Consider the following 20096-nt stretch of genomic DNA (forward strand, 5'->3'; position numbering starts at 1 on the left):
TAGTGTTGACTTGATAAATTCGTTATGCTATAGAATTAGGGCAAAGAGGGGCAAAATTGAGATATTCTAATTTTTTGAAATACAACCGAGCTTGCTTTAGTGTGGTTTTATTTCTTTTCGTCGTTTTAAATGTAGGGTGCAGTAATAAAGAAAAAGGCGATGACCAATTAGGAATTTTGCTTGTTTTGGCAAACACCGCAGGTAGCAATCAGTCTTCCAATTTTACACTAAATCTATCGAATGCGAACGCTCTAGCTGTAACAAATACCAGTTCTACCACCTCCGTCCGTGCGAATACTGGAGTATCGAACCTCTACGCCGTCGATGCAAACGGAAATCTAACAATCGCTATTTCTGGTAGTAGTCAAACGGTTAAAATTAAGAAAATTTACCCAGGAACTAAATTTGTTTATTTATTATTTGAAACAAATGTTAAATTCTCAGATGGTAATGTTGTCAGGAATTGTGCTCTGGCTCGTTCTGATCTATCTGGTAATGTGACATGCGTCGATTTTGATTTAGCCGCAATGGCTACCGTTCCAAATTCAAATTCTATCCAAACCAAAAATAGTGATACGGTTCAAGTTGATGCGAATGATGGGATTTTCTACTACGGTGTAAATAAATTTGGTATAACTAGTTTAAAGTATGCTTCTTCAGAAGGCGTGATAAAAACTATTACTTTACCTGAAAGTCGTTTGCAGTATTTCTATATTACATCAGGTAATGAATTAATAATTTCGCATATAGAAAAAGCAACTAACCAGAGATACCTCTCTGTATTAAGTGGTACATCCCGATTGGATGTTTCAAACCTATCCACTAACACTTGGGCATTCCAGAGATCATCAGGGAATTATCTTTTAAATCCAGGATTACCAAACAGCTCTACGGATGACCAAATAAAAGAATATAATCCAACTACCAAAACTTTAACGACCAAAATACATTGTAGTAATATACCAAATTACGATGAATGGAATTCCACAAACTTTGTAGGTAGATTGCAAGATATTAGAAAAGTTTTGGAAGTAGGCGGAGTAACATACTTTTACTCTACACATGAAAGTTCTCATGTAAGCAATGTGAGACGACATCTAGGGAACCTATATAAATTCACTAGTGATACCACATTGGATTGGTTGCCCATTGGAGCAGATAGTAACAATATCGCTGTTAAAAGTATCGAAGCAATTGAAGCAGTGGGTGGAAACAAAGTCTTGGTATGGGGTTATACAACCACTGTAACCAATACGGATGGCAGTGGAACTGTCACTCAAACTAAAACTGACAATGATCTGGCTTTGAAATTATTCGATGTCGGAACAAAAACAACCTCTACAATCTTTACGTTTCCTGGGGAACGGATTATGGTTAGGAAAATGGAATACTCTCCAGCGTTAAATAGAGTTTTTATACTCGGTGTAGATTATTCAACAAACAAGCAAGTATCAGGTTACTATGATCTGAATTCATCAAAATACAATTTTGGAAAATCTTCATCATTGGAAATTACACAAGTAGCACCGATTAGATGATGGAGCGATTAAGGAGACTTAGGAAATCAAAAATGAAGCTATATTTACTAATAATTATCTTTATACTTTATTCATCATGCAAATCAGCAGAAACAACCGCAGATAGATCCGCTTGGTCAGGTGCGTGTCCGAAATTTGGGTTTTTAGAGCGAAGTCAAATACCAGACAGTGGGAGTGATTCATCTATTTATTTTTCCAAATCAAATTACCAAGAGATGATAGTATTGAGAGATTGGAAAGGAGAGAGTCAGCATATTGCTTTAGTGAGATTAATGAATGCAGTAAACATTTCAAATGAAGACAATTATAAACAATTTCTATCTGAATTTCATAACATTTGTGGGGACTCCGTTCAACCAGTAGGTAAAACTAGGTATGAAGTAGAATTTGAAAATAGGGTAGCAAAAATTCAATTTGAACATTACTTTAGAGATTATTATTTCAAGAATAAGATAAATGAAAATAACTTAAAAAAATTAGCGTATGATTCTCTTACTCGTTGGGAAAATAACGATCCTTTTCTATTGACCTATTATAATGGAAATGACTATCCGAACTTTGTAAATTCACTTGAAACATTGGAGAGCCTAGAATATAGAAAATTAGAAAAACAATTCTCTGAGGAAAAAAAGAAAAAGTATATTGAAGTCATTGGAGAAATTGATATAAAAGAATTTACTTATGATTCCAAGAAAAAGAAGCTTTATACTGAATTTGATTTACGAATTGGTAATAATCCTCTTTTAGGATTTACTGGGCAATGGCAAAAATTTTCTTTAGCAAGTCCTGTTGAAGTAAAAATAAAAGATGAAGACCTAGATGGGTTTTTGAGTAAGGATAAAGTTAGTTTTCAATCTATTTTTACATTTGAAGTTGTTCATGGGCAGACAGAACAAGTCGACTGTTATAACATCGGAGCGCAGGTTAAGTTTGTTTATTATGATAAAACCACAACTCCGAAAGGAGAATACGATATTTGTAAAAATGTGGGCATAGTTAAGTATAAAGGATTGAAGTTAAAAGAAGAAGTTACTTTGTTCTTGGTTGGAGATAAAGTATACCCATCTGTTAAAACAAGACTTTAAAGAAAATGATTTAGTCCGTCTTGAGTATGTCAAACAGAATATTTGATTGAACATTGCTCAAGGAATCATTTATTTCTTGGAATGTTTCAATTAAATTTACTGCAATATCTTCTATGGTTCCGTAATCTTCATCGGTTTCACTTTTAGGAAATTTATACTTAACTGATACTGGAAACTGATTCGGGTAGTCTGCGGGCAAAAAGATAGCCGAATTTCTTCCATGTCCAAAACATAATCTATCCATAAAACCAATCATTTTCCCATTTGAAGTCAAATAAATATCATTGGAGGATCTTTGGCTATTATAAAAAGGAAAGCTAATAAGCGTTAATTCCAAATGACCAGAATTATCTTCGTTCGGCATAAACTTGATTCTATATTTAATCGGATAATGTTTGTTATTCCTTTGTGTCCTTGTTGGGTTCATCGGATAATTTTAAAACTTTTTAATTCATCTACAATAAAAATTATTTAATTTCTAATATTTTGTGATATAATATGCTATCATTTGTTAGTTGTGTAAGAGGTGCATTATTAATAAAGAATTAGGTGTTAAACTTGATGCGGACGGAAAAAGGAAATTTCAGAACATAATGAGGGTTGTGAATTTGCATCATGAAATGCAACTGAAGGAACGCTCTGAAATTTTGGAATATAGGAAAAGGATTGTCCTGGCTGAAGTGGGAAGCTTTGAAATCTATGTCGAAAGCCTAGGTGCTTTTGCTTATGGTATTATATGTGTCCATGAAGAAGTAGTAAAAGAATGGATTCACATGGATGGGATTAGCGAAGAAAGGGAGCGACTTGAAGAGAAGGGAATTTTTGAACATCCTATTTTTGAGATAACTTGTCTTACAGACATTCTTAGGGATAATAAAGAAGACTAAGTAGATTTTCTTAATAAGAAACGAATTAAAAATCCAACGGCAAATACCAGATTCAAGCTGATCAGTATGCCTACGACCAATGTCAGAATCCAAATTCGTTCTTCCAGTGTATCTAACTTGGAAAACAACCTTACCCTTTCTTCCCATTCATTTCGATTTTCAGTAGTCGCAGGTAATTCTATTTTCTCCTGGATCACCACTGCCTTCTTTGTTGTAGTGATAGGTTCATCTGTTAAAATCTTATCGGAAAGTTCGTTATATCTTTGTTTTACGAGGGGATTGGTTCTCCACCTACCGTAAGCATTCTTAAAGAAAGGGAAAGCAGACTTGAACTGTTTGTTTTTATAAAGCTCTTCACCTTGATCTATCCAAAGCTCTGTTTCCAATAATTCGAGTTTTGCATTTTCAGGACAACGGCTAGAAAGAACTTCTAAACCATCAGAGGCTTCCTTAAACTTCCCTTCTTTGATTTTCATTCGAAATACAAAACTATCTTCTTCCGAAATGCAATCTGCGGAAACGGGAACCTGAATCAAGAAGAAGCTGATAGATAATAGAATAAGAATTTTTACTTTCATCATTACCTACTCAGTATCACAGCTTTGTGTCCGAATCGTGACCTAGGCATTTTAACCGATACGGATTCCCATGGTTGCAAACCAGGACTGGATAGATCTAAGGAATAGATGCTATCCGTAGGAAGGTTGATTTCGGAAGCTCCTCCGAATAAGAAAGCCTTTCGTTGGGTATAGGATATTTCCATACTAGGGGCATATAGATTGGCAGGAAGGTTGGAACCAGTTACAAATGCATTTGCCGCAGTTCCAAGAACCATATACTCAAACCGATTGGACGAAGTGATTGCGGAGACAGGTTGAACTATATCCGTGGCTGTCGAACCACCAGCTACTAGGAAAAGTGCTGGATCAGAAGGATTAGGATCATCAGGATTTGGTCTATAACATGCATATGCCGAACCATGACGTGCTATGGATACGGAAGCTTCAATCTTTGCAGTTACGGAATTGAGTGAGGGGGAATAAGCATCACTTGTCGCATAGGCAAGTCCATCGTTATAAAATCTTCCTCCCGTATAAAAAATGGAACCTTGGTAAGTGCAACCCGCCATATCAATCCGAGGATAAACGTTAGTCGATAGATAATCGCTCCAGGTTCCAGAAGCTCCCAAGTCAGGTTGGAGTTTATAGATTGTATTTAGAATAGTACCTGTGGTCATATCAGCGGAAGTTGATCCACCAAGAATGTATATATCATTTCCAACAGACCCAGCAACTCCACCTTGTAATGTGGAAGTGATAGAGGAAAGTGTAGTCCATTTGTTTTGGAAAGGATCATAAACTTCGACTAGTCTTGACGGAGAGTAACTTACTCCAGATTTAGTGAGTCCGCCTATGATATAGATTTTATTTTTATGAGAAACAATCTGAGCATTGATTCTGGGAGTAGGGATTTTTGTAATGGAAGAACCCCATTGGTTTGTATCTGGATCATAATAGTCTATATCTGCAATCGGATTTTTATCTGATCCGATTCCTCCGATCATCCAAATACTTCGTTTGAAGATGACATTATTATCTGCTACTGTTTTAAAATTAAGTGGAAACCCTAAGCCTTTCTCACTCAATCCGCAGGTGGGAGTGTAACTATAATTTGTATCGGAAGCTAGATTTCCCAAAGGTATGGAATGGACATCCAGAGGAAAAAATGTTGTCCCTGTATAATCATAACCATTTGAAGAGGTCACCTTCAAGTAACCCATGGAAGGCGCAGAACATTTCCAGGTGATACGTGCTCCTGATGTTGATACTTCGGAAGCTATCGCCCATTCTAGTTTGGCATCCTTTGCATCAACTCCCTGCCCGATGGCATTACTTCCACAGTTAAGAAAGAGGGTAGATAAGATTAATAGAATAAGAAAAGTAATGAATGGGTTTTTAATATTTATATTCATTTAAAATGCCCATCCTCCTGAAATTTCAATCCCTGAGCCGCAAAAAGCACCTTTTTCCTCAATAAAACATTGGTTTTTCCAGCCAATCCGATAAAAAGATTTTGAGATTTTCAATCCCTGCCAACCTAACTCCCAGTTGACTAATGGATTCGTTCCTGTGAAAGCAAGGTTGCTTCCTTCGGCTTTGAATGCCGCTTGGGAAACACCTAGCCCTATAGAAGTATAAAAGTCCAGTATAGGATTATCAAAGAGTTGTTTGGAATAGAGAAAATATGTATAACCAGAATGAATCGTTAGGTTCCGACTCGTTTGGTATTCATACTTGAAACCTGTTTGCCATCTTTCTGTAATACGGAGAAATGCTGGCTCTACGAATATACTACCACCAATTAGAGCAGGAGTTGATTGGGATAAAGGAGGTAACGTAGGAAGATAATTGAATGATAAGCCAACTTTTGTTTGGTTTGTTTCTTTGTCCGTAGATCTATATTCTTCTGGGAAATCAGGGGGTGCCGACTGGATTGGATAAGGTGGTTTTAATTCTGATTTTAACAGCGTTAGAAAACCAATTTCTGTTTTAATCGTATATTCATTTGGTTTTTCTTCTGCAATTGTTCCACGGATGGAGCTACCATCCTTTAAAACAAAGGAAGAGAGCTTGTAAGAGGACACGGATGAACTTTTTTTATTTAAATCATAGGATTCTAAATTTTTTTTGGGAACCTTATATTCCTTGCCTCGGAAGCGAACGGAGAGAATGCGCTCATCTTCATAGACGAACTCCGTTTGGAACACTTCTCCGTTAGGAAAACGCAGTTCAGCACTGAAGAGAGGTAGCGTGGCGAAAATACCGACAAACACTTGCAATAAATTGACTAGATAACAGCCGTAAACTTTTTTTAACATCTTTTGAAGCAATGATTAGCAAAGAAATATTGGGAGGGAAAAGTTTCAATGATTTATTGTTATATTGTGGTTTTCCCTAAAATGATTTAAAATTTATTGAAAACAGGTAAACATTTGTTTGTGTATCATGTTTTTCGGGAAATTTTATTTTTTTTATTAAAAAAAATCATCAATGAGTGAGCCTAATTTTATCGTAATATAACGATTGTAATTTTTTGATATTAGTTTTTTTGCCTTTAGTTGACAAGAATATTGAAAACGGGAGAGCATGAGTTACTTAAATTATATTTAATATTTGAATGTTTTTTTAGAGGATTTTATTTTGCGTAAATTTGTTTCTTTTGCAATTTTCCTTCTGTTAATTTCTGTTTGTTGTTTTTCTTTCATGGGAGGGGGGCAATTACCGCTTCCTTTACCCGATATAAACGGCGATTCAAGTGGTAATGCAGTTACGAGCATTCCCCTGGAGATTCCTGAAGGGACAAAGGGACTTACTCCCGAGCTTAGCTTTTCTTATCACTCAGGATCGGGTAACGGACTTTTGGGAAGAGGGTGGTCACTATCAGGTGCAGGTTACATTAAACGAGATTTAGGTTATGGAATTAATTACAATTCCACCGATAGATTTTTATCTTCCGACCATGGTCAGTTAGTAGATTCACTAGGGAATCGTTCTGTTTATTATACAGAAGAGGAAAGTTATGTCTCATTTTATCCTCAAGGGGATTCAGGTCAGGGACCAACTGGATTTATTGCTTATGATAAAGAAGGAACAAGGTATACGTTTGGCGGGGTAGGTGCTCAATTAACTCATCCTAATGGAGCAGTTCGTATTTGGGGTCTTGCGGAGGTTAGGGAAGTGCATGGAGAAACAATCCAGTATGAATGGATTGTCAACCAGGGGGAATTGTATCCTTCCAAGATTACTTATGCAGGCGGCAAGAGATATATTCAATTTGAATACGAAGGCAGATCAGACGCATACCCTGAATATTCTGAAAAAGCTTACACATTAAAGAACTGGAGGCTGAATAGGGTAAAATTTTACTCCGATGATTCTTTGGTTCATTCTTATATTCTATCTTATGGAAGTGAACCTGGGACGGGAGATAGCTTACTTACTAAGGTTGAATTTAAGAAGGACTCTTTATTATCCCTTTCCACTCATCTGCCTTTAGAGTTTTCTTATACACCTAGACATTCTGGAATTATGGCAAAGCTAAATGCAGGAGGTGCTACACCTCTTTCTAACGGTTATGGTTCTGAAATTGATATGGAAGATAGAGGTTATCAATTAATCAAACAAATCATCTTTGCTGTTATCTCTATGAAAGTAAGCCAGCCTTCTAAGAATCAAGTGAAGGAAGACAAGTTAAAGAATAAAATGACTCCTTCCTTCTATCCGAAAGCGGCTGGTGGTTCCAGTGATGGATTTGATTTTAACGCTTTAAATGTGGATATAAACAGATATAATCCTGAAACTCAGTATATCGCTCGTTATCCTATTGGAAATAAAAATAGGGATATGTGCAATTGGGGACCACTTGCTTGTATTTGTACTGTATTTCCGATGTGCCCTCCCGCAGTAAGAATCAAATGCGGGGAATATACATTCTTCGGAATGGATTCTTGTAATAACGGAGTTTTAAGTCCTAATCGTTCTAATTTTGCGACAGATATCAATGGAGATGGTATTTCTGAATTTTCCAGACTGCTCGGAAAAATGGATGGAGATCAAATTTATATTCGCACAAATGATTTTGCTACAGGAGCGAGCTTTGATTCTCCTAGGTTTCCAATTAAATATAATACGTACTCCGACACAGCAGATATAGACGGAGATGGTAAGACGGATTTTCTCTATGAAAGGTCAGGGATTTTGCATGTTGCTTATTCCAATGGTTCAGGCTTGGATAATCCTATCGCTTACCCTCAAGTATTATTGACTCAATCTTCACAGAACTATACAAGAACTTCCAATTACACAAATAGAGATTATGCGGTCGATGTAAATCGGGACGGAAGGGCAGACTTTATTCATTTTTATGATAACAGGATGTCCGTTTATCTTTCTGTGGGTAGGGGTTTCCAATCAGAACGAGTCATTTGGTTTACAGGAAGAAGTCTTGTTCTAGAGACAATGGATACCAATCCGTTTATTGCTCACAGAATGAATCAATTTTCTGATATAGATGGAGATGGAATTCCTGAACATTTACATATACTCAATGTTAATCCTCCGCCAGAACAATCTCAGTTAAGTGCGGTAACTACTAGACATGATCAAGAATTAGCTGCCGCAGATGCAGAAAGACAAGCATACAAAGATCAAATCAATCATGTCGTAAATGGATGGGGGGCAACGGAAGGAGTTATCAATGCATTGTCTTTGAAATTACACCCTGACCAAAGAGCACTTTACTGGGATTTAGTGAGCCGTCCTGGAGAAGCTACGCAAGAACAAAAAGATGAATTGTATAAGTCCGTAGATCGTCAGTTTTCTGAAGATGTAATGAAGGATTTAACGGAAAGGCAAGCGGATGAATTAGATCAGGAAATCAATCGAATTAAAAATGTGAGTCTGGATTCTTCCGTTTATCATTTGATAGTCACCAAACTTATTTTAGCTGAAAATCGAATGGATCAATTTGCCATAGCACTTCCCAGAGACGCAGTAGGAGCAGGTGGAAAAAATTGGCTAGTAGATGTAAACAAAGACGGACTACCCGATCTATTATCTTTAACCAATAGGAATAGTCATTTTAATCCATACAATTACGGAACGGAAGACCCTTATACTTTTACTAACCAAGTGAAAGTAATTATGAATACAGGTGGAAGTTTTGATACTGGGAATGTGATTGTTTCTGGTCTTTCTACCGTTATCAAACCAGACAGATTTGCAGAAAAGAATGATCCTTATATGGAAAAAGCACAAAGCTTTGATTTCACTGATATAGATGAAAACGGGACACTAGATTTTGTTGTGAAGGAAATGGGGAATCTTTCCTATCATGTTTACTATGGGCAAGGTAATGGTCAATTTTCTGGCAGATTTGATTTTGCTGTGGAGTCGGAAGAGATTGTAGCAAGCAGATTTGAAGATAGGAACGAAGATGGAATACCTGATTTCTTCTATCAATACGGAAAGAATGCCGTCACAAGACAATTGGTATTGGATTCTCCTGCTGTTACAGGGGGACTCCTCAAACGTGTCACCAATGGTGTGAACGGAGCTGAAACAGTTCTCAATTATAACTGGAAAAAATCTGTTTCTGGAGCAGTCCTTAAAGGAACTGGAAGTTATAGTACCAGTCTACCAAACCTTGCTCCTCAGATGTTGTTTACAAGTGTATCTTCCTCAAAAGGTGCGGGATTGCCTATAGAAAGCACAGATTATTCTTATTCTAACTCACGTTATAAACCAGGTGATTTGGATACAAGTATCAGTTATGGATTTGAAACAGTTACCGAAAGAAACTATATCAATGGCGGTTTTGTCGGAAGAACTGTTACTAGCTATATCCAAAATCCGACCTTTCCAGGGATGGTCTCTAGTAAAGAGAGCTATGCAGGTAACGATAGCTTAGTGGAAAGAATTGCTTTTGCTTATTCCAGTTATGCACCACATGGAGGAACCAAGTTAAAGCTACCCACAACTATTACAACCATGGTATATGAAAATGGACAGGTTAAAGATCAGAAAACACAATCTATCACTTACCAAAGTGCATTTGCTTATGAACCGAGTGTAGTGGAAGAAACTTGGAACGGAAGAACTACGAGGAAAGAAACAAGTTATCAATCTAATGGCTCATTGCAAATTTTAGCTCAACCAACAGAAAATAAAACCTATATTGACGGAAGTTTAGTGGAGCATACCAAACAAACCTACCAAGCTGCTGACCTTGCCACTCAAAGTAGGCTTGTCGGAAATGGGGAATGGTATACTTCAATTTATACTTATGATGGAATTGGAAATGTAAGCAGTGTTACTGATTCTTTAGGAAGAACATTGTCTTACGAATATGGTGATTTGACAAGGAGTAAGCCGACTGTAGTAAGAAATGCGTTAGGTCAATCAACTACAACTGTGTTTGATCCCAAGAGTGATTTGGAGATGAGTGTAGTTGACTCCAATGGAAATAAAGTAGAATCAGAATATGATACTTACGATCGCAAAACAAAGACAATCATCAACGGGGAAACTTTGGAAAGTTATGATTACTCATTTGATGGAAGTTCAATTATCGCAACTAAAACGACTCACACGGATGAAGGTGACGTTTGGTTAAAAGAAACAAAGGATTTACTAGGTCAAACTACTAAAACAGAATCTCTTGCGGGAGATGGAAATACATTTACGGAAGAAAGTAGATACGATGTAAAAGGAAGAGAGATCCAACGGTCGAATCGCTATTTAACAGGAGATAGCCCTGTTTGGAGTTTAACCAGCTACTATCTTGCAAGTGAAGACACAAGTGAGCGTCCAAGGCAGATTATATCTTATACTGGTGAGGTAAGTGAATTCACCTATGGACTCCATAAAACAACTGCCAATACTAGTTTTCAGTCGGAAATTATCAGATCGGAAGAGCTGATAACCGATGATTTCGGGCAACTGGTTACTAAATCAATTAACGGTGAAACTATGAGTTATGCTTATAGTTCGCAAGGAAAACTTATTAGAGTTACAGATCCAGGAAGCGGGACCACTACGATGCAATATGATATTGGTGGTAGAAAAACAAGCCAGACGGATAGCAATTCGGGAACGACCACTTATACTTACAATGTTGCGGGTGAATTATTAACTCAAGCTGATGCAAGGGGAATCACACATAGATATGAGACGGATCATTTGGGAAGAGTGACGAAACTTATTCCAGGAAGTGAAAACCCAATTCTTTTTGAATATGACAGGTCCAATTCGGTTGCAACTACGAATGTAATTGGAAGACTTTCTAAAGTTACCGATGAAACTGGAATCACTGAATTCGCTTATGATCGTAAGGGAAACGTAATCGCCGAAAAACGAATCTTGGATGATTTGCAGGTGATCTTCCAAAGAACATATGATGCGTTCGATCGAGTCAAAACTACTAAGTATCCCGAAGGAACGCTTGTTAGAAATCATTATACAGGAACGGGGCAGCTTGGATTTTTAACCATGGATTCCCATGATGGAAATAGTTTGAACCATACGGTTGTAAGTTATGAAGGACCTAAGAGAGATGGAAACGGATACTATATAGAAAGAAAAACGGGAAATGGAATTCTTACAAAAATAGAATTTGATCCGCTACGTCAAAGACCTTTATCTTATCAAACTAGATTGAAGGATAATTCTTTAGAACAATCGGTAAGTATGTCCTACGATGCAAAAGGGAATATTATATCCATTCAAGATCAAATGAATGAAAGCCGTAATCAAAATTTTGAATATGATAATTTGAATCGAGTTACCAAAGCGATAGGAAAGTATGGAGAAGAAGGATATACTTATCAAAGGAATGGAAACTTAACTAAAAAGGGGGCTTTTACATACTCGTATGATAATCCAAATCATATTCATGCGGTTACGAAAGCAAATAGCGCAAATACAGGAATCCTTAGTTATTCCTACGATGAAATTGGAAATATGATTCAAAGAAACGGAGATACTTATCGCTATAACGCAATAGGGAAGCTTGCGGAAGTGGTAAGTAGCGGTGGAGACAGATTTGAATATAAATACGATTTTGCGGGAAATCGAATTAAGAAGACATTGTTAAACCTGGGAACAGTTACTTATAGTTTTGGTAATAGTTATGAAATTTATAGATCTCCAGGTCAGCCAGAAAAACATACTATGTTTGTCATTGGAGCGCAAGGTGATCTAGCAGCACAGTACAGCAGAAGTGATGCGAACTTAATTCAATCTTTAGCATCTAATGATTGGATGGTGAATCCATTTTGCAAAGACGTAGCCATTGATTGCACTAAATATTGGGAAAATCGAATTGGATTTAATTTTATTACCATACTTGCGGAAACGAATTTATATGTAGATGGAAAGTTCAGAGAAGGGCATAGAGGAATTCCTTGGTTATTATTGACTATTGCGTTGTTTGTATATGTATATAAAACAAAAGAAGGTCACTTACCAGAAGTCAAAGATTCCTTTGCAAAAAAGATCACATCTGAAGCATTTGGAATTTCATTTTTACCAGCTACATCCGTCTTCTTTCAAAAACAATTGCCACGTTATGTTACTAGCCTCTTGGTTGTTATTTTTTCTTTTACTTCTACAGTGGGATGTTTTCCTCTTCTTTTGGGTGGCGGTGAAGGTGAGACAGGGACTCCTATTTGGTTGCTTGGAATGACAGGAGTTCCTGCAACGACTCAGTCCGTAGCTGATGAGAACTCAGGAAGTGGTGGAAGCGGAGGCTCTGGTTCCGCAGGAAATGCACGGGTGGATGGAATGTATTTTTACCACTCTGATCATTTGGGATCAGTGACAATGGTTACAGATGGGAACGGAAATGTTCTAGCAGGTGGCGAACGAGGTGGAAAGAGTCATATAACATATAAACCATACGGTGAGATTCTACGAACAGATTCCTACGGACCAGATATAATGAAATATAAATATACTGGGCAAGAAGAAGATAAAGAGACGGGGCTTTATTATTATAAAGCAAGATATTACGACGCCTCTTTGGGAAGGTTCCTATCTAATGATAATATGATCTTTCCTGGGCAAACACAAGGAATGAACCGAAGTATGTATGTGGAAGGGAATCCTGTGAAATATAAAGACCCAAGTGGGAATCGAATCAGCAATTCCTGGATGATGGCGGCAGTTGTGTATGCTATGGTGAAAGATGATAATAGTATGGGGTCTCTACAAAAGGGAGCTTGGATAGCAATGGCTTACAAGAAGGGTAGAGCAAAAGATATCAATCGTAGGCAAGATTATCAGAATTGGGATATTAGTAAGGGAGTGGATTGGTATGTAGATAAAACAATGGGTGCTGTTAATAAATTTACTGATTTTTTTAAGAAATATCACCCTGTTCATGCATTAGATAGGGCATCCAGAGAGGGTCGTTTAGATCCAGAACGCAAAGGTAGGCGTCAAGCGAAGAAGGATTATTATTATGATACAATATTGACTATCAACTGCGGTCCTGGTGGGCGTTTGGATGGTTATAGCATATGTGTTGCAATAAAGAATAATTATGTTAACCGTTATAAAGATACATTTCCTAGTGGTTATATAACTGGACGTGTACTTGATGCGGCAACATCTGTTCCTTGTGGTTCTGGAGGCTCGGTCGGTGTTCAGACTACGTCAAACAATTATGGATCTGTTACCGTTACGAGCATTTGGAGTTTATTTTTAAATAGCATCGTTAATGTTTTAAATCAAACTAGCGCAAGTGGGCAAATAAATGACAACTGTACAAAAAATATTTAATATAAATAAATTATCAAAATCTATATTATTAATTTTTGCTGTATTATTACTGGATAATATTTTGTTAGGTGAAAATCAAATAAAAAAACCAAAATCTAAAGCAAAAGAGCACCGAGAAAAGCCAGTATGGAATTTTGATTGTAAAGAGAAAAGAGATTGCTTGGAAAAATGTAATAATGCACCAGTTTTTCAAATGTATGGTCCAGACCAACAATATGTAAATCGTATTAAAACTGAGTGCTTTTCAGAGTGTAGTAGAAATGTTGATTGTAATAAAGGTTATTATGAGTAGAATAAATAAACTAACAATTAAGATTTTATTTTTAGCGCTCTCATTATTTTCGTGTGGGAAAAATCAAGGAGTAAAAAACGAAAGTTTAATAAGCCTTGCGGATGCAGATAAAGAATATTCATTGATTTCTTTTTTAAAGCAAACGGAATACTTTCCAAATAATTCTGTCTTTTTCGGTAGAACTCTTTATCCACCTAACTATCATTGCGATAGAGAAATCTATTTTGATAAGAGCGACTTCCGAGGTTGCATGAGTCAATTGTCTATTTTTAAATTTAGCTCTAGAAATATTGATGAACTAAATTTAGAAATAACAGATTTTGTTTCAAGAGTATGTAAATTAAGGAGAATTATCTTCTTAAAAGATTCCATAACAGGTGGCGAGTTAAATTTTTGCGATGTCAAATTGTAACTTTGATTGATAGTATTTATCATAAAACTAACGACCTCGCCTGACAGAAATAATCTTCAGGTGAAGGAGCGAATTTGACAATAATATTAAAGTAATTATGATCGTAATTAGGTCTGATTAATTTAATTTGCAGGACATTTCATTACAAGCACGCAGACATCCTTCCCTATCTTTAAAGACATAAAAAGAAATACCTACTCTTCGTGGTAGCTCGGGACAGTTTTTTATACATTTTTCCTTATCTTTACATTCCTGGGAATTGTAGCCAAGGGTTTGATTTAAATAGTAAGGGTGAATTCCTTTTGCGCCTTTGAAATCTACTTCAGTTTTCTTTCCTTCAGGGGAGAGGGGGGATTAAATGGATTAGGAAAATAGCAAGGCAAACACTTTTCCTGAAGTTTCTTTTTAAAATCTGCAAGGTGTACATTTCTATAGCTTAATTTAAGAGCTAATGCAATAGATTCAATGAAAATTATTAATCGGATGAGTCCAAATTGCTTTGGCAAGAGTTCCGATATTAAATCATTAAACTGTTACTAATGAAGGAACATTTAGAAAGGTTAGCATAGGTTTTTGCGTTCGTTTTATCTCATGATTTCTAATATATCTTATTGATTCTTTAAGATATTCATTAGAAGAGCAAAACTTTCCGCTTTCAGTCGCAATCATATTGTTATGAAATATCACTACTTCTTCATACATGAAACCAGATTTCATGTAAAAATCAGTTAGGAAATCATAAAAATCTATATTACCTACATCTAATACCTTATCTATCAAATAATTATGATAGTAATCCTTAACCTTCTTTAAACGCACCTCAAATGAAATTTTTGTCATATTTTCTCCTATTTTTTTATGATCGCATTTTTTCTTCCTTATAGTTTGTATTTTTATACTCATTCCAATATGTTCTATTCTGTGAATATTCTTTAGAATAATGAGAGAATGTATTAAAAGGTTTCAATTTAGGAATTCTTAATCTACTACCGTTTTTGAAATTTTTTGTAACTCTATAATTAGATATGTCACTAGGGATGTGTTCAGGATCGACTTTGGCTATAAATTCAAGCATTGATTTTTTATATTCGGTATCCTTTGCATTCTTGAGTTTGGTTGATAATCCTAATTCTGAAGATTTGTATGCTTTTAGTTCCGAATTATATTCCACGAATCCATACTCAACTAATAAATTTAACTTTTGTTTTATGGTCGTTGTTTTGTTTTTAGTGTTTGGAAATAACTGATAGATTTCTTTTAAATTTTTAGAATATTCTGAATCGAATAATTTTGTAAATAATATTGAGCCAAGATTTCCAATTCCCTTTATTTTAGATAATTCAGGGAGGAGTTCTGGAGTGTATACAGATGAATCTATCAATTTGAATTTCATATCACGGCTAATTTCAATAGTACCTAAAAAAATTAATTCTTTAATTTCTGGCTCATTATCTTCATTTAATAATGTCGCTGTTTTCTTTCGGATCTTTATAAATCTTTTAGACTCTAGCTTTTTTAAACAGCGTGATGTGGTTTGTAAGCTAACTCCAGATAGAAGAGAAATTTGATACATTGATTCATAATTTAAATGGAAATTATTTTTTGGAATTATATTATTTGCTGATGCAAGTTTTAAAGCACGCTCTACTATCGTTTGAAATATTTTTGCACAGTTAGATGCTGAGCCTTTAAAATAGTATGTATAGTCTATGCACTGCGTGTCGGCGGAAAAATTCGTTAATTTATGGTAGATTCTATCTCCAGACACCCTATTAGATGCCCTCATATCAGCTTGAACTTTATCGGCTAATTGAATAAAATAATTGCGATCTGTTATCTTTACTTCTCCGAGGAAATCATGTTTAATAATTGTCCAGATTAATTCTATTGGAATGTTTCTGATCAATTGCGATTTAATGAATCCATATTCGAATGATGATCTATCTAATTTTTCTGAATACTTTTTTGTAAATTGTGATGTATAAAGGTTAGTTAAAAACTTTGCTCTGAAGACTTCTGGTTTGTTGACGGAATAATTATTATAGGCACAATTCTTGGTTTTCCATTGGTCATAGAAAAATTCATAAGGGTAGTTGTCATGGAGTAAGGTTTTCAGGAAGATTTCTTTTTTTTCTTCGAATTGAACTAGGACATTTGGATTTTGAGTCTGAATATAATCTTTATAAATTAAACTTGCCTCCTGATCTTTTGATAACTCATCTATCATTGCCTGGCTATATTGATTAATGTCATTGGTTTGAAAATCTTTGATTAAATTTAGTATATTATTTTGGAGGAGGGGTATCTGTTTTACTTTCTTTTTGATCAAGTTTTGTTTACTGTTCTTTGAAGTGTCAAAAATCTGATCCAATATAGACTCATCAATACTTAGAATTTCATTATCATTGTATATTTGATATTCATTATGCTCCCAATCATCAGACATTACCGTTTTATTTTCCGTTCTTTTGAAAAAGAATTTGGATGGGGGTAGAATTATGTTTCCAGTGCCGAGCAAATCAAAGTCCAAGGCTTGGTCTTCGGATAATCCTGATTTTAAAACTTGTTCGTCGCCAAAATCTAATAATTTATTTAACTTTAGGCATTTGGTTTTACGTGTAAAATATTTCGAATTGGGTTTGTTTTCCAATCTGAAATAGTAATGGAAACCGCCATTTCCAGATGTAACTGAAAATGTATTATTGAAAAGCTCTAATAATTCAGAAATAGCTTTGGAATTGCTAATAGAAGTAAATTTCGAAACTATTTCTAATTGTTTGAAAGTATTTTCTGCATTGTCTACATCAATGACTAGCAAATCAGTAAAATCAAGGATTAGCCCAATGTTTAATTGGTTATTTAAGTAATGTTTTCTGGAGGTTTTATTGTAACGAGTTTCTAGTTTGAAGTATTCGGAAACTCTGTCGAGGTAGGTTTCATTCCAACTATATTTTATATCAGCCCATTTGATTCCGCTGAGAGGTTTTTTTACTGGCTTCTTTTTTATTTCATCATACTCTACATACTTTTTAAGTAAGATGTATGCTAAGTTTTGCAGTTTTTTTGGTAATCTTTTGTCTATTAGATTATAATAATTTGAATTCCCGTTTCCCATAAATACCCTATCACCCCATAATTCATTGGACGTATTGAATTATAAAATACAATAAAACTAAAAAATAATTTCAATGTATCTTATACCAAAATTTATTGATAAGTTGTATAGTCAAATGTATATTCATTAATTATGATTTATTTTAATAAAAAATATTTTATCATTCCTTAATGAATATTTTTATGTTTTTCTATTCTATTTACTTGGATAAATTTAATCAAAATTATAATTTGCGCTACATGTTTTATAGTTATGCAATTTGATTAAACTGTTTACATATAATTATATAAAAAATTCAAATGTTGTTTTTAGTATAGGTATAATGTGAATTGAAGGTATATATTTATTATTTAATTTTAATAGAATGTTGTCGTATATTTTTAAAAACTAAAAAATGAGACTAATAATCTATATTGTATTTATATATTATTAATACCAAATTTTAGTTTTATTAATTTGTGATGCAACATTTGAAAATTATTCTGAGCGAAGCGAAGTATTGAAAGAATCAAATATTTATTGTATTTATAAAAATTTAAAATTTTATCTAACTATTAATTAACCTATACCCTTAAATCTACTTTAATCTATATTAGAAAAGTAAGAATCATATTTTTTACCTCTAAATTATTTATATTAAATTTTACTTAATAGCTTTTTATACCTAAAGAATAGAAATTCTTAGATTCAAAGTGTCATTAATATATGAAATTAAGTTTTAAACCTGAACATTTTAGAGCTGATTATGAAAATTGTAGTTCAGATAGATTTTTTTCATTATTGATGCTGAAGCTTTAAAATAATCCTAGGTATCTTGTATATGGAATAGCGATTCTATTTGAATTTTTTGTTTCCTGTGACATAGATTTTATTAGGTCTTAAAGGCTCTTAGAACACCCTTTATTTGCTCATAGAATCAAAATCTAGAGGCTTTGGTAGGAAATACTATCTTAGGTATACTTCAACATTGGAAGCTCGCAAAATCGAATTTATGATGGCGAAGTAAAGAGATGTAGAAGCTCATTTTTGTGGAGATCGGGAATGGTGTATTGGAATAGGGCGAGTACATAATTTTTTCTACTCTGAAGGTATAATTTACTCAAAGTTTCTTTTTTTTATCTTGTTGATGGATAATATTCAAAATCTAAATAAAGATCTTTGTTATAAATAGCACATTGTTAATTACCTACTTTTATTCTCCGTCATTTTGGAAATTTACCATTTCTAATCCTAGGTTTGATATTTTTAATCCTTAATATAATTAGTTGCTCTAGTAAATTTGCATTACTGCCTTCCGAATTGATACTAGTAATATTCATAGGTTTACTCCTATTAGTTCATAGTAGGTTGAATTTGTTAGAAAGTGCGAAGGCTATCAGCTTTTGATTTGCAAACTTTCGTTAGGTTTTTTATCATAAACTAAGCCAAAAGTAATGGGAGGTTACACAATCGGTAGTTTTGTAACCCTAAAATTTGAAATATGTTAGTTGCCATGAAGTCTTCAGGACTTCGGAAAAGAATATTGTATTTACCGAAGCGGCAAATTTGTTTTTATAAAAAGTTTAGCAATATCGCTGGAGATAGGTAACGGAGTCATAATCCCTACATTGGAACCACCTGTATTGCCTATAGGTGCTCTTCCTAGCAGTGAACCTATTCCTGCGACTAAGAGTCTTATGATCTGACCTAGAATTTCTTTTCCATCTTTCTTTCTGATTCCTACTTTTAGCATCCACCAATGATTGATTGTATGAGGGATTGCATTTCTTTGTCCCAAAATATGAGCTTTCTCTAAATGGGTAAAAGCTTCGTCCCATTTCTTTGATAAATAAAGTTCCTTTGCAATTTTCATTTCTTTTCCAAAAGCTTCTTTAATAATTAGATTCATTTTAGGTCTGCTTCCTTAACACTGGTCTATTTGCTTCGTTCTCCAATGCAGTTGTTATATTGCTAAATTTTTCAACCAAAATTTTACTTTACAATTTTTTGCCAGAAAGAATATGTAAATATGGGTTCAGTAAGTGCCAAAATACTAGTGGTTTTTTCTTTAATATCCGCTACTATATTGGCATCTAGCTGTAACTTATTTTGTGAGTTGAATAATCTTGATAAGATTGCAACTTCATTGCGATTGAACGTAGAGCCGTGTCATAATTCAGAAGAATCTGATGAGTCGGCAGGGTGCGAATGGGATTCAGGAACACTTGATTTATCTCGTAAAGATAAACTCACAAACCTTACATTCTTCTTTTCTTTGCTTCAATACTATATCTCCTTTCTTGATCAGAAAATTGATTTTAAGAAAGGTTTATTTGTTTTAACTTACTTCAAAGTATTTCTCCAAATCCCTTCTGATACAATTCAAAGTATCAACTCAATCCGTATCATCATTTAACCTTCGTTATTAGAGTGAATACTTTGATAACG

At 34.6% G+C, this 20096-nt stretch carries 14 protein-coding genes; 7 read left to right on the forward strand and 7 right to left on the reverse strand.

Features of this window, described 5'->3' with window-relative positions:
• Nucleotides 1-74: 74 nt before the first annotated feature.
• Both DI077_RS07580 and DI077_RS07585 read left to right on the forward strand, forming a co-directional pair.
• Nucleotides 75-1538: a hypothetical protein gene (locus DI077_RS07580; RefSeq protein WP_135354819.1), complete on the forward strand. Its 1464-nt coding sequence runs from the start codon at nucleotides 75-77 to the stop codon at nucleotides 1536-1538.
• A gap of 32 nt (nucleotides 1539-1570) precedes the next feature.
• Nucleotides 1571-2623 (forward strand): hypothetical protein, encoded by a 1053-nt coding sequence (locus DI077_RS07585; protein WP_135354820.1) that lies wholly within the window; start codon nucleotides 1571-1573, stop codon nucleotides 2621-2623.
• A 10-nt stretch (nucleotides 2624-2633) separates the two neighbouring features.
• Here DI077_RS07585 and DI077_RS07590 read toward each other — a convergent pair whose 3' ends face one another.
• Nucleotides 2634-2987, reverse strand: a complete 354-nt coding sequence (locus tag DI077_RS07590; protein WP_109018497.1) for a hypothetical protein — start codon at nucleotides 2985-2987, stop codon at nucleotides 2634-2636.
• Between the two features lie 151 nt (nucleotides 2988-3138).
• On the opposite strand from DI077_RS07590, the gene DI077_RS07595 reads away from it, so the two are divergent.
• Nucleotides 3139-3510, forward strand: a complete 372-nt coding sequence (locus DI077_RS07595) for an LIC_13246 family protein (protein ID WP_423241774.1) — start codon at nucleotides 3139-3141, stop codon at nucleotides 3508-3510.
• Here the strand turns inward: DI077_RS07595 and DI077_RS07600 are convergent.
• Genes DI077_RS07600 through DI077_RS07610 form a run of 3 tightly spaced genes read right to left on the reverse strand, consistent with a single transcriptional unit; the run spans nucleotide 3507 to nucleotide 6388 of the window.
• Nucleotides 3507-4091, reverse strand: coding sequence for a hypothetical protein (locus DI077_RS07600; protein WP_109018499.1), 585 nt, complete (start codon nucleotides 4089-4091; stop codon nucleotides 3507-3509). The two genes, DI077_RS07595 and DI077_RS07600, sit on opposite strands and share 4 nt — an antisense overlap.
• Complete coding sequence (locus tag DI077_RS07605; protein ID WP_109018500.1) at nucleotides 4091-5482, reverse strand: Kelch repeat-containing protein; 1392 nt, start codon at nucleotides 5480-5482, stop codon at nucleotides 4091-4093. Before DI077_RS07605 ends, DI077_RS07600 begins: the two co-directional genes overlap by 1 nt.
• Nucleotides 5483-6388, reverse strand: coding sequence for an LA_3334 family protein (locus tag DI077_RS07610; RefSeq protein WP_109018515.1), 906 nt, complete (start codon nucleotides 6386-6388; stop codon nucleotides 5483-5485). It lies immediately after the preceding gene.
• A gap of 295 nt (nucleotides 6389-6683) precedes the next feature.
• Here DI077_RS07610 and DI077_RS19765 point away from each other — a divergent pair, with 295 nt between their 5' ends.
• From DI077_RS19765 to DI077_RS07630, 3 genes are read left to right on the forward strand one after another with little or no spacing between them, the layout of a single operon-like run.
• Nucleotides 6684-13850: an RHS repeat-associated core domain-containing protein gene (locus tag DI077_RS19765; RefSeq protein WP_109018501.1), complete on the forward strand. Its 7167-nt coding sequence runs from the start codon at nucleotides 6684-6686 to the stop codon at nucleotides 13848-13850.
• Nucleotides 13825-14142, forward strand: a complete 318-nt coding sequence (locus DI077_RS07625) for a hypothetical protein (protein ID WP_109018502.1) — start codon at nucleotides 13825-13827, stop codon at nucleotides 14140-14142. Before DI077_RS19765 ends, DI077_RS07625 begins: the two co-directional genes overlap by 26 nt.
• Nucleotides 14135-14554 carry a hypothetical protein gene (locus DI077_RS07630; protein WP_109018503.1) on the forward strand — a complete coding sequence of 140 codons (420 nt, stop codon included), beginning with the start codon at nucleotides 14135-14137 and terminating at the stop codon, nucleotides 14552-14554. The genes DI077_RS07625 and DI077_RS07630 overlap by 8 nt, the downstream gene beginning before the upstream one ends.
• A gap of 525 nt (nucleotides 14555-15079) precedes the next feature.
• Here DI077_RS07630 and DI077_RS07635 read toward each other — a convergent pair.
• The 3 genes from DI077_RS07635 to DI077_RS07645 all read right to left on the reverse strand — a co-directional run bounded on the left by DI077_RS07635 (nucleotide 15080) and on the right by DI077_RS07645 (nucleotide 19557).
• Complete coding sequence (locus DI077_RS07635) at nucleotides 15080-15394, reverse strand: hypothetical protein (protein WP_135354823.1); 315 nt, start codon at nucleotides 15392-15394, stop codon at nucleotides 15080-15082.
• A 16-nt stretch (nucleotides 15395-15410) separates the two neighbouring features.
• Complete coding sequence (locus DI077_RS07640) at nucleotides 15411-17669, reverse strand: bifunctional DNA primase/polymerase (protein ID WP_109018505.1); 2259 nt, start codon at nucleotides 17667-17669, stop codon at nucleotides 15411-15413.
• Between the two features lie 1528 nt (nucleotides 17670-19197).
• The gene (locus DI077_RS07645; protein ID WP_109018506.1) at nucleotides 19198-19557 is read right to left on the reverse strand and encodes a DUF3703 domain-containing protein; all 360 of its coding nucleotides are present in this window, start codon (nucleotides 19555-19557) and stop codon (nucleotides 19198-19200) included.
• 120 nt (nucleotides 19558-19677) lie between these two features.
• Here DI077_RS07645 and DI077_RS07650 point away from each other — a divergent pair, with 120 nt between their 5' ends.
• Nucleotides 19678-20064 (forward strand): hypothetical protein, encoded by a 387-nt coding sequence (locus DI077_RS07650; protein ID WP_109018507.1) that lies wholly within the window; start codon nucleotides 19678-19680, stop codon nucleotides 20062-20064.
• Nucleotides 20065-20096 lie beyond the last annotated feature (32 nt).

The sequence above is a fragment of the Leptospira kobayashii genome (assembly GCF_003114835.2).
GTDB lineage: Bacteria > Spirochaetota > Leptospiria > Leptospirales > Leptospiraceae > Leptospira_A > Leptospira_A kobayashii.

What these genes read in the sequence shown, in the direction of transcription:
- DI077_RS07590 (WP_109018497.1), bottom strand. Translation starts at nt 2,987, where the DNA reads ATGCCGAACGAAGATAATTCTGGTCATTTGGAATTAACGCTTATTAGC.
- DI077_RS07605 (WP_109018500.1), bottom strand. Translation starts at nt 5,482, where the DNA reads ATGAATATAAATATTAAAAACCCATTCATTACTTTTCTTATTCTATTA.
- DI077_RS07650 (WP_109018507.1), top strand. Translation starts at nt 19,678, where the DNA reads ATGGGTTCAGTAAGTGCCAAAATACTAGTGGTTTTTTCTTTAATATCC.
- DI077_RS07625 (WP_109018502.1), top strand. Translation starts at nt 13,825, where the DNA reads ATGACAACTGTACAAAAAATATTTAATATAAATAAATTATCAAAATCT.
- DI077_RS07600 (WP_109018499.1), bottom strand. Translation starts at nt 4,091, where the DNA reads ATGATGAAAGTAAAAATTCTTATTCTATTATCTATCAGCTTCTTCTTG.
- DI077_RS07635 (WP_135354823.1), bottom strand. Translation starts at nt 15,394, where the DNA reads ATGACAAAAATTTCATTTGAGGTGCGTTTAAAGAAGGTTAAGGATTAC.
- DI077_RS07585 (WP_135354820.1), top strand. Translation starts at nt 1,571, where the DNA reads ATGAAGCTATATTTACTAATAATTATCTTTATACTTTATTCATCATGC.
- DI077_RS07640 (WP_109018505.1), bottom strand. Translation starts at nt 17,669, where the DNA reads ATGGGAAACGGGAATTCAAATTATTATAATCTAATAGACAAAAGATTA.
- DI077_RS07630 (WP_109018503.1), top strand. Translation starts at nt 14,135, where the DNA reads ATGAGTAGAATAAATAAACTAACAATTAAGATTTTATTTTTAGCGCTC.
- DI077_RS07610 (WP_109018515.1), bottom strand. Translation starts at nt 6,388, where the DNA reads ATGTTAAAAAAAGTTTACGGCTGTTATCTAGTCAATTTATTGCAAGTG.
- DI077_RS07645 (WP_109018506.1), bottom strand. Translation starts at nt 19,557, where the DNA reads ATGAATCTAATTATTAAAGAAGCTTTTGGAAAAGAAATGAAAATTGCA.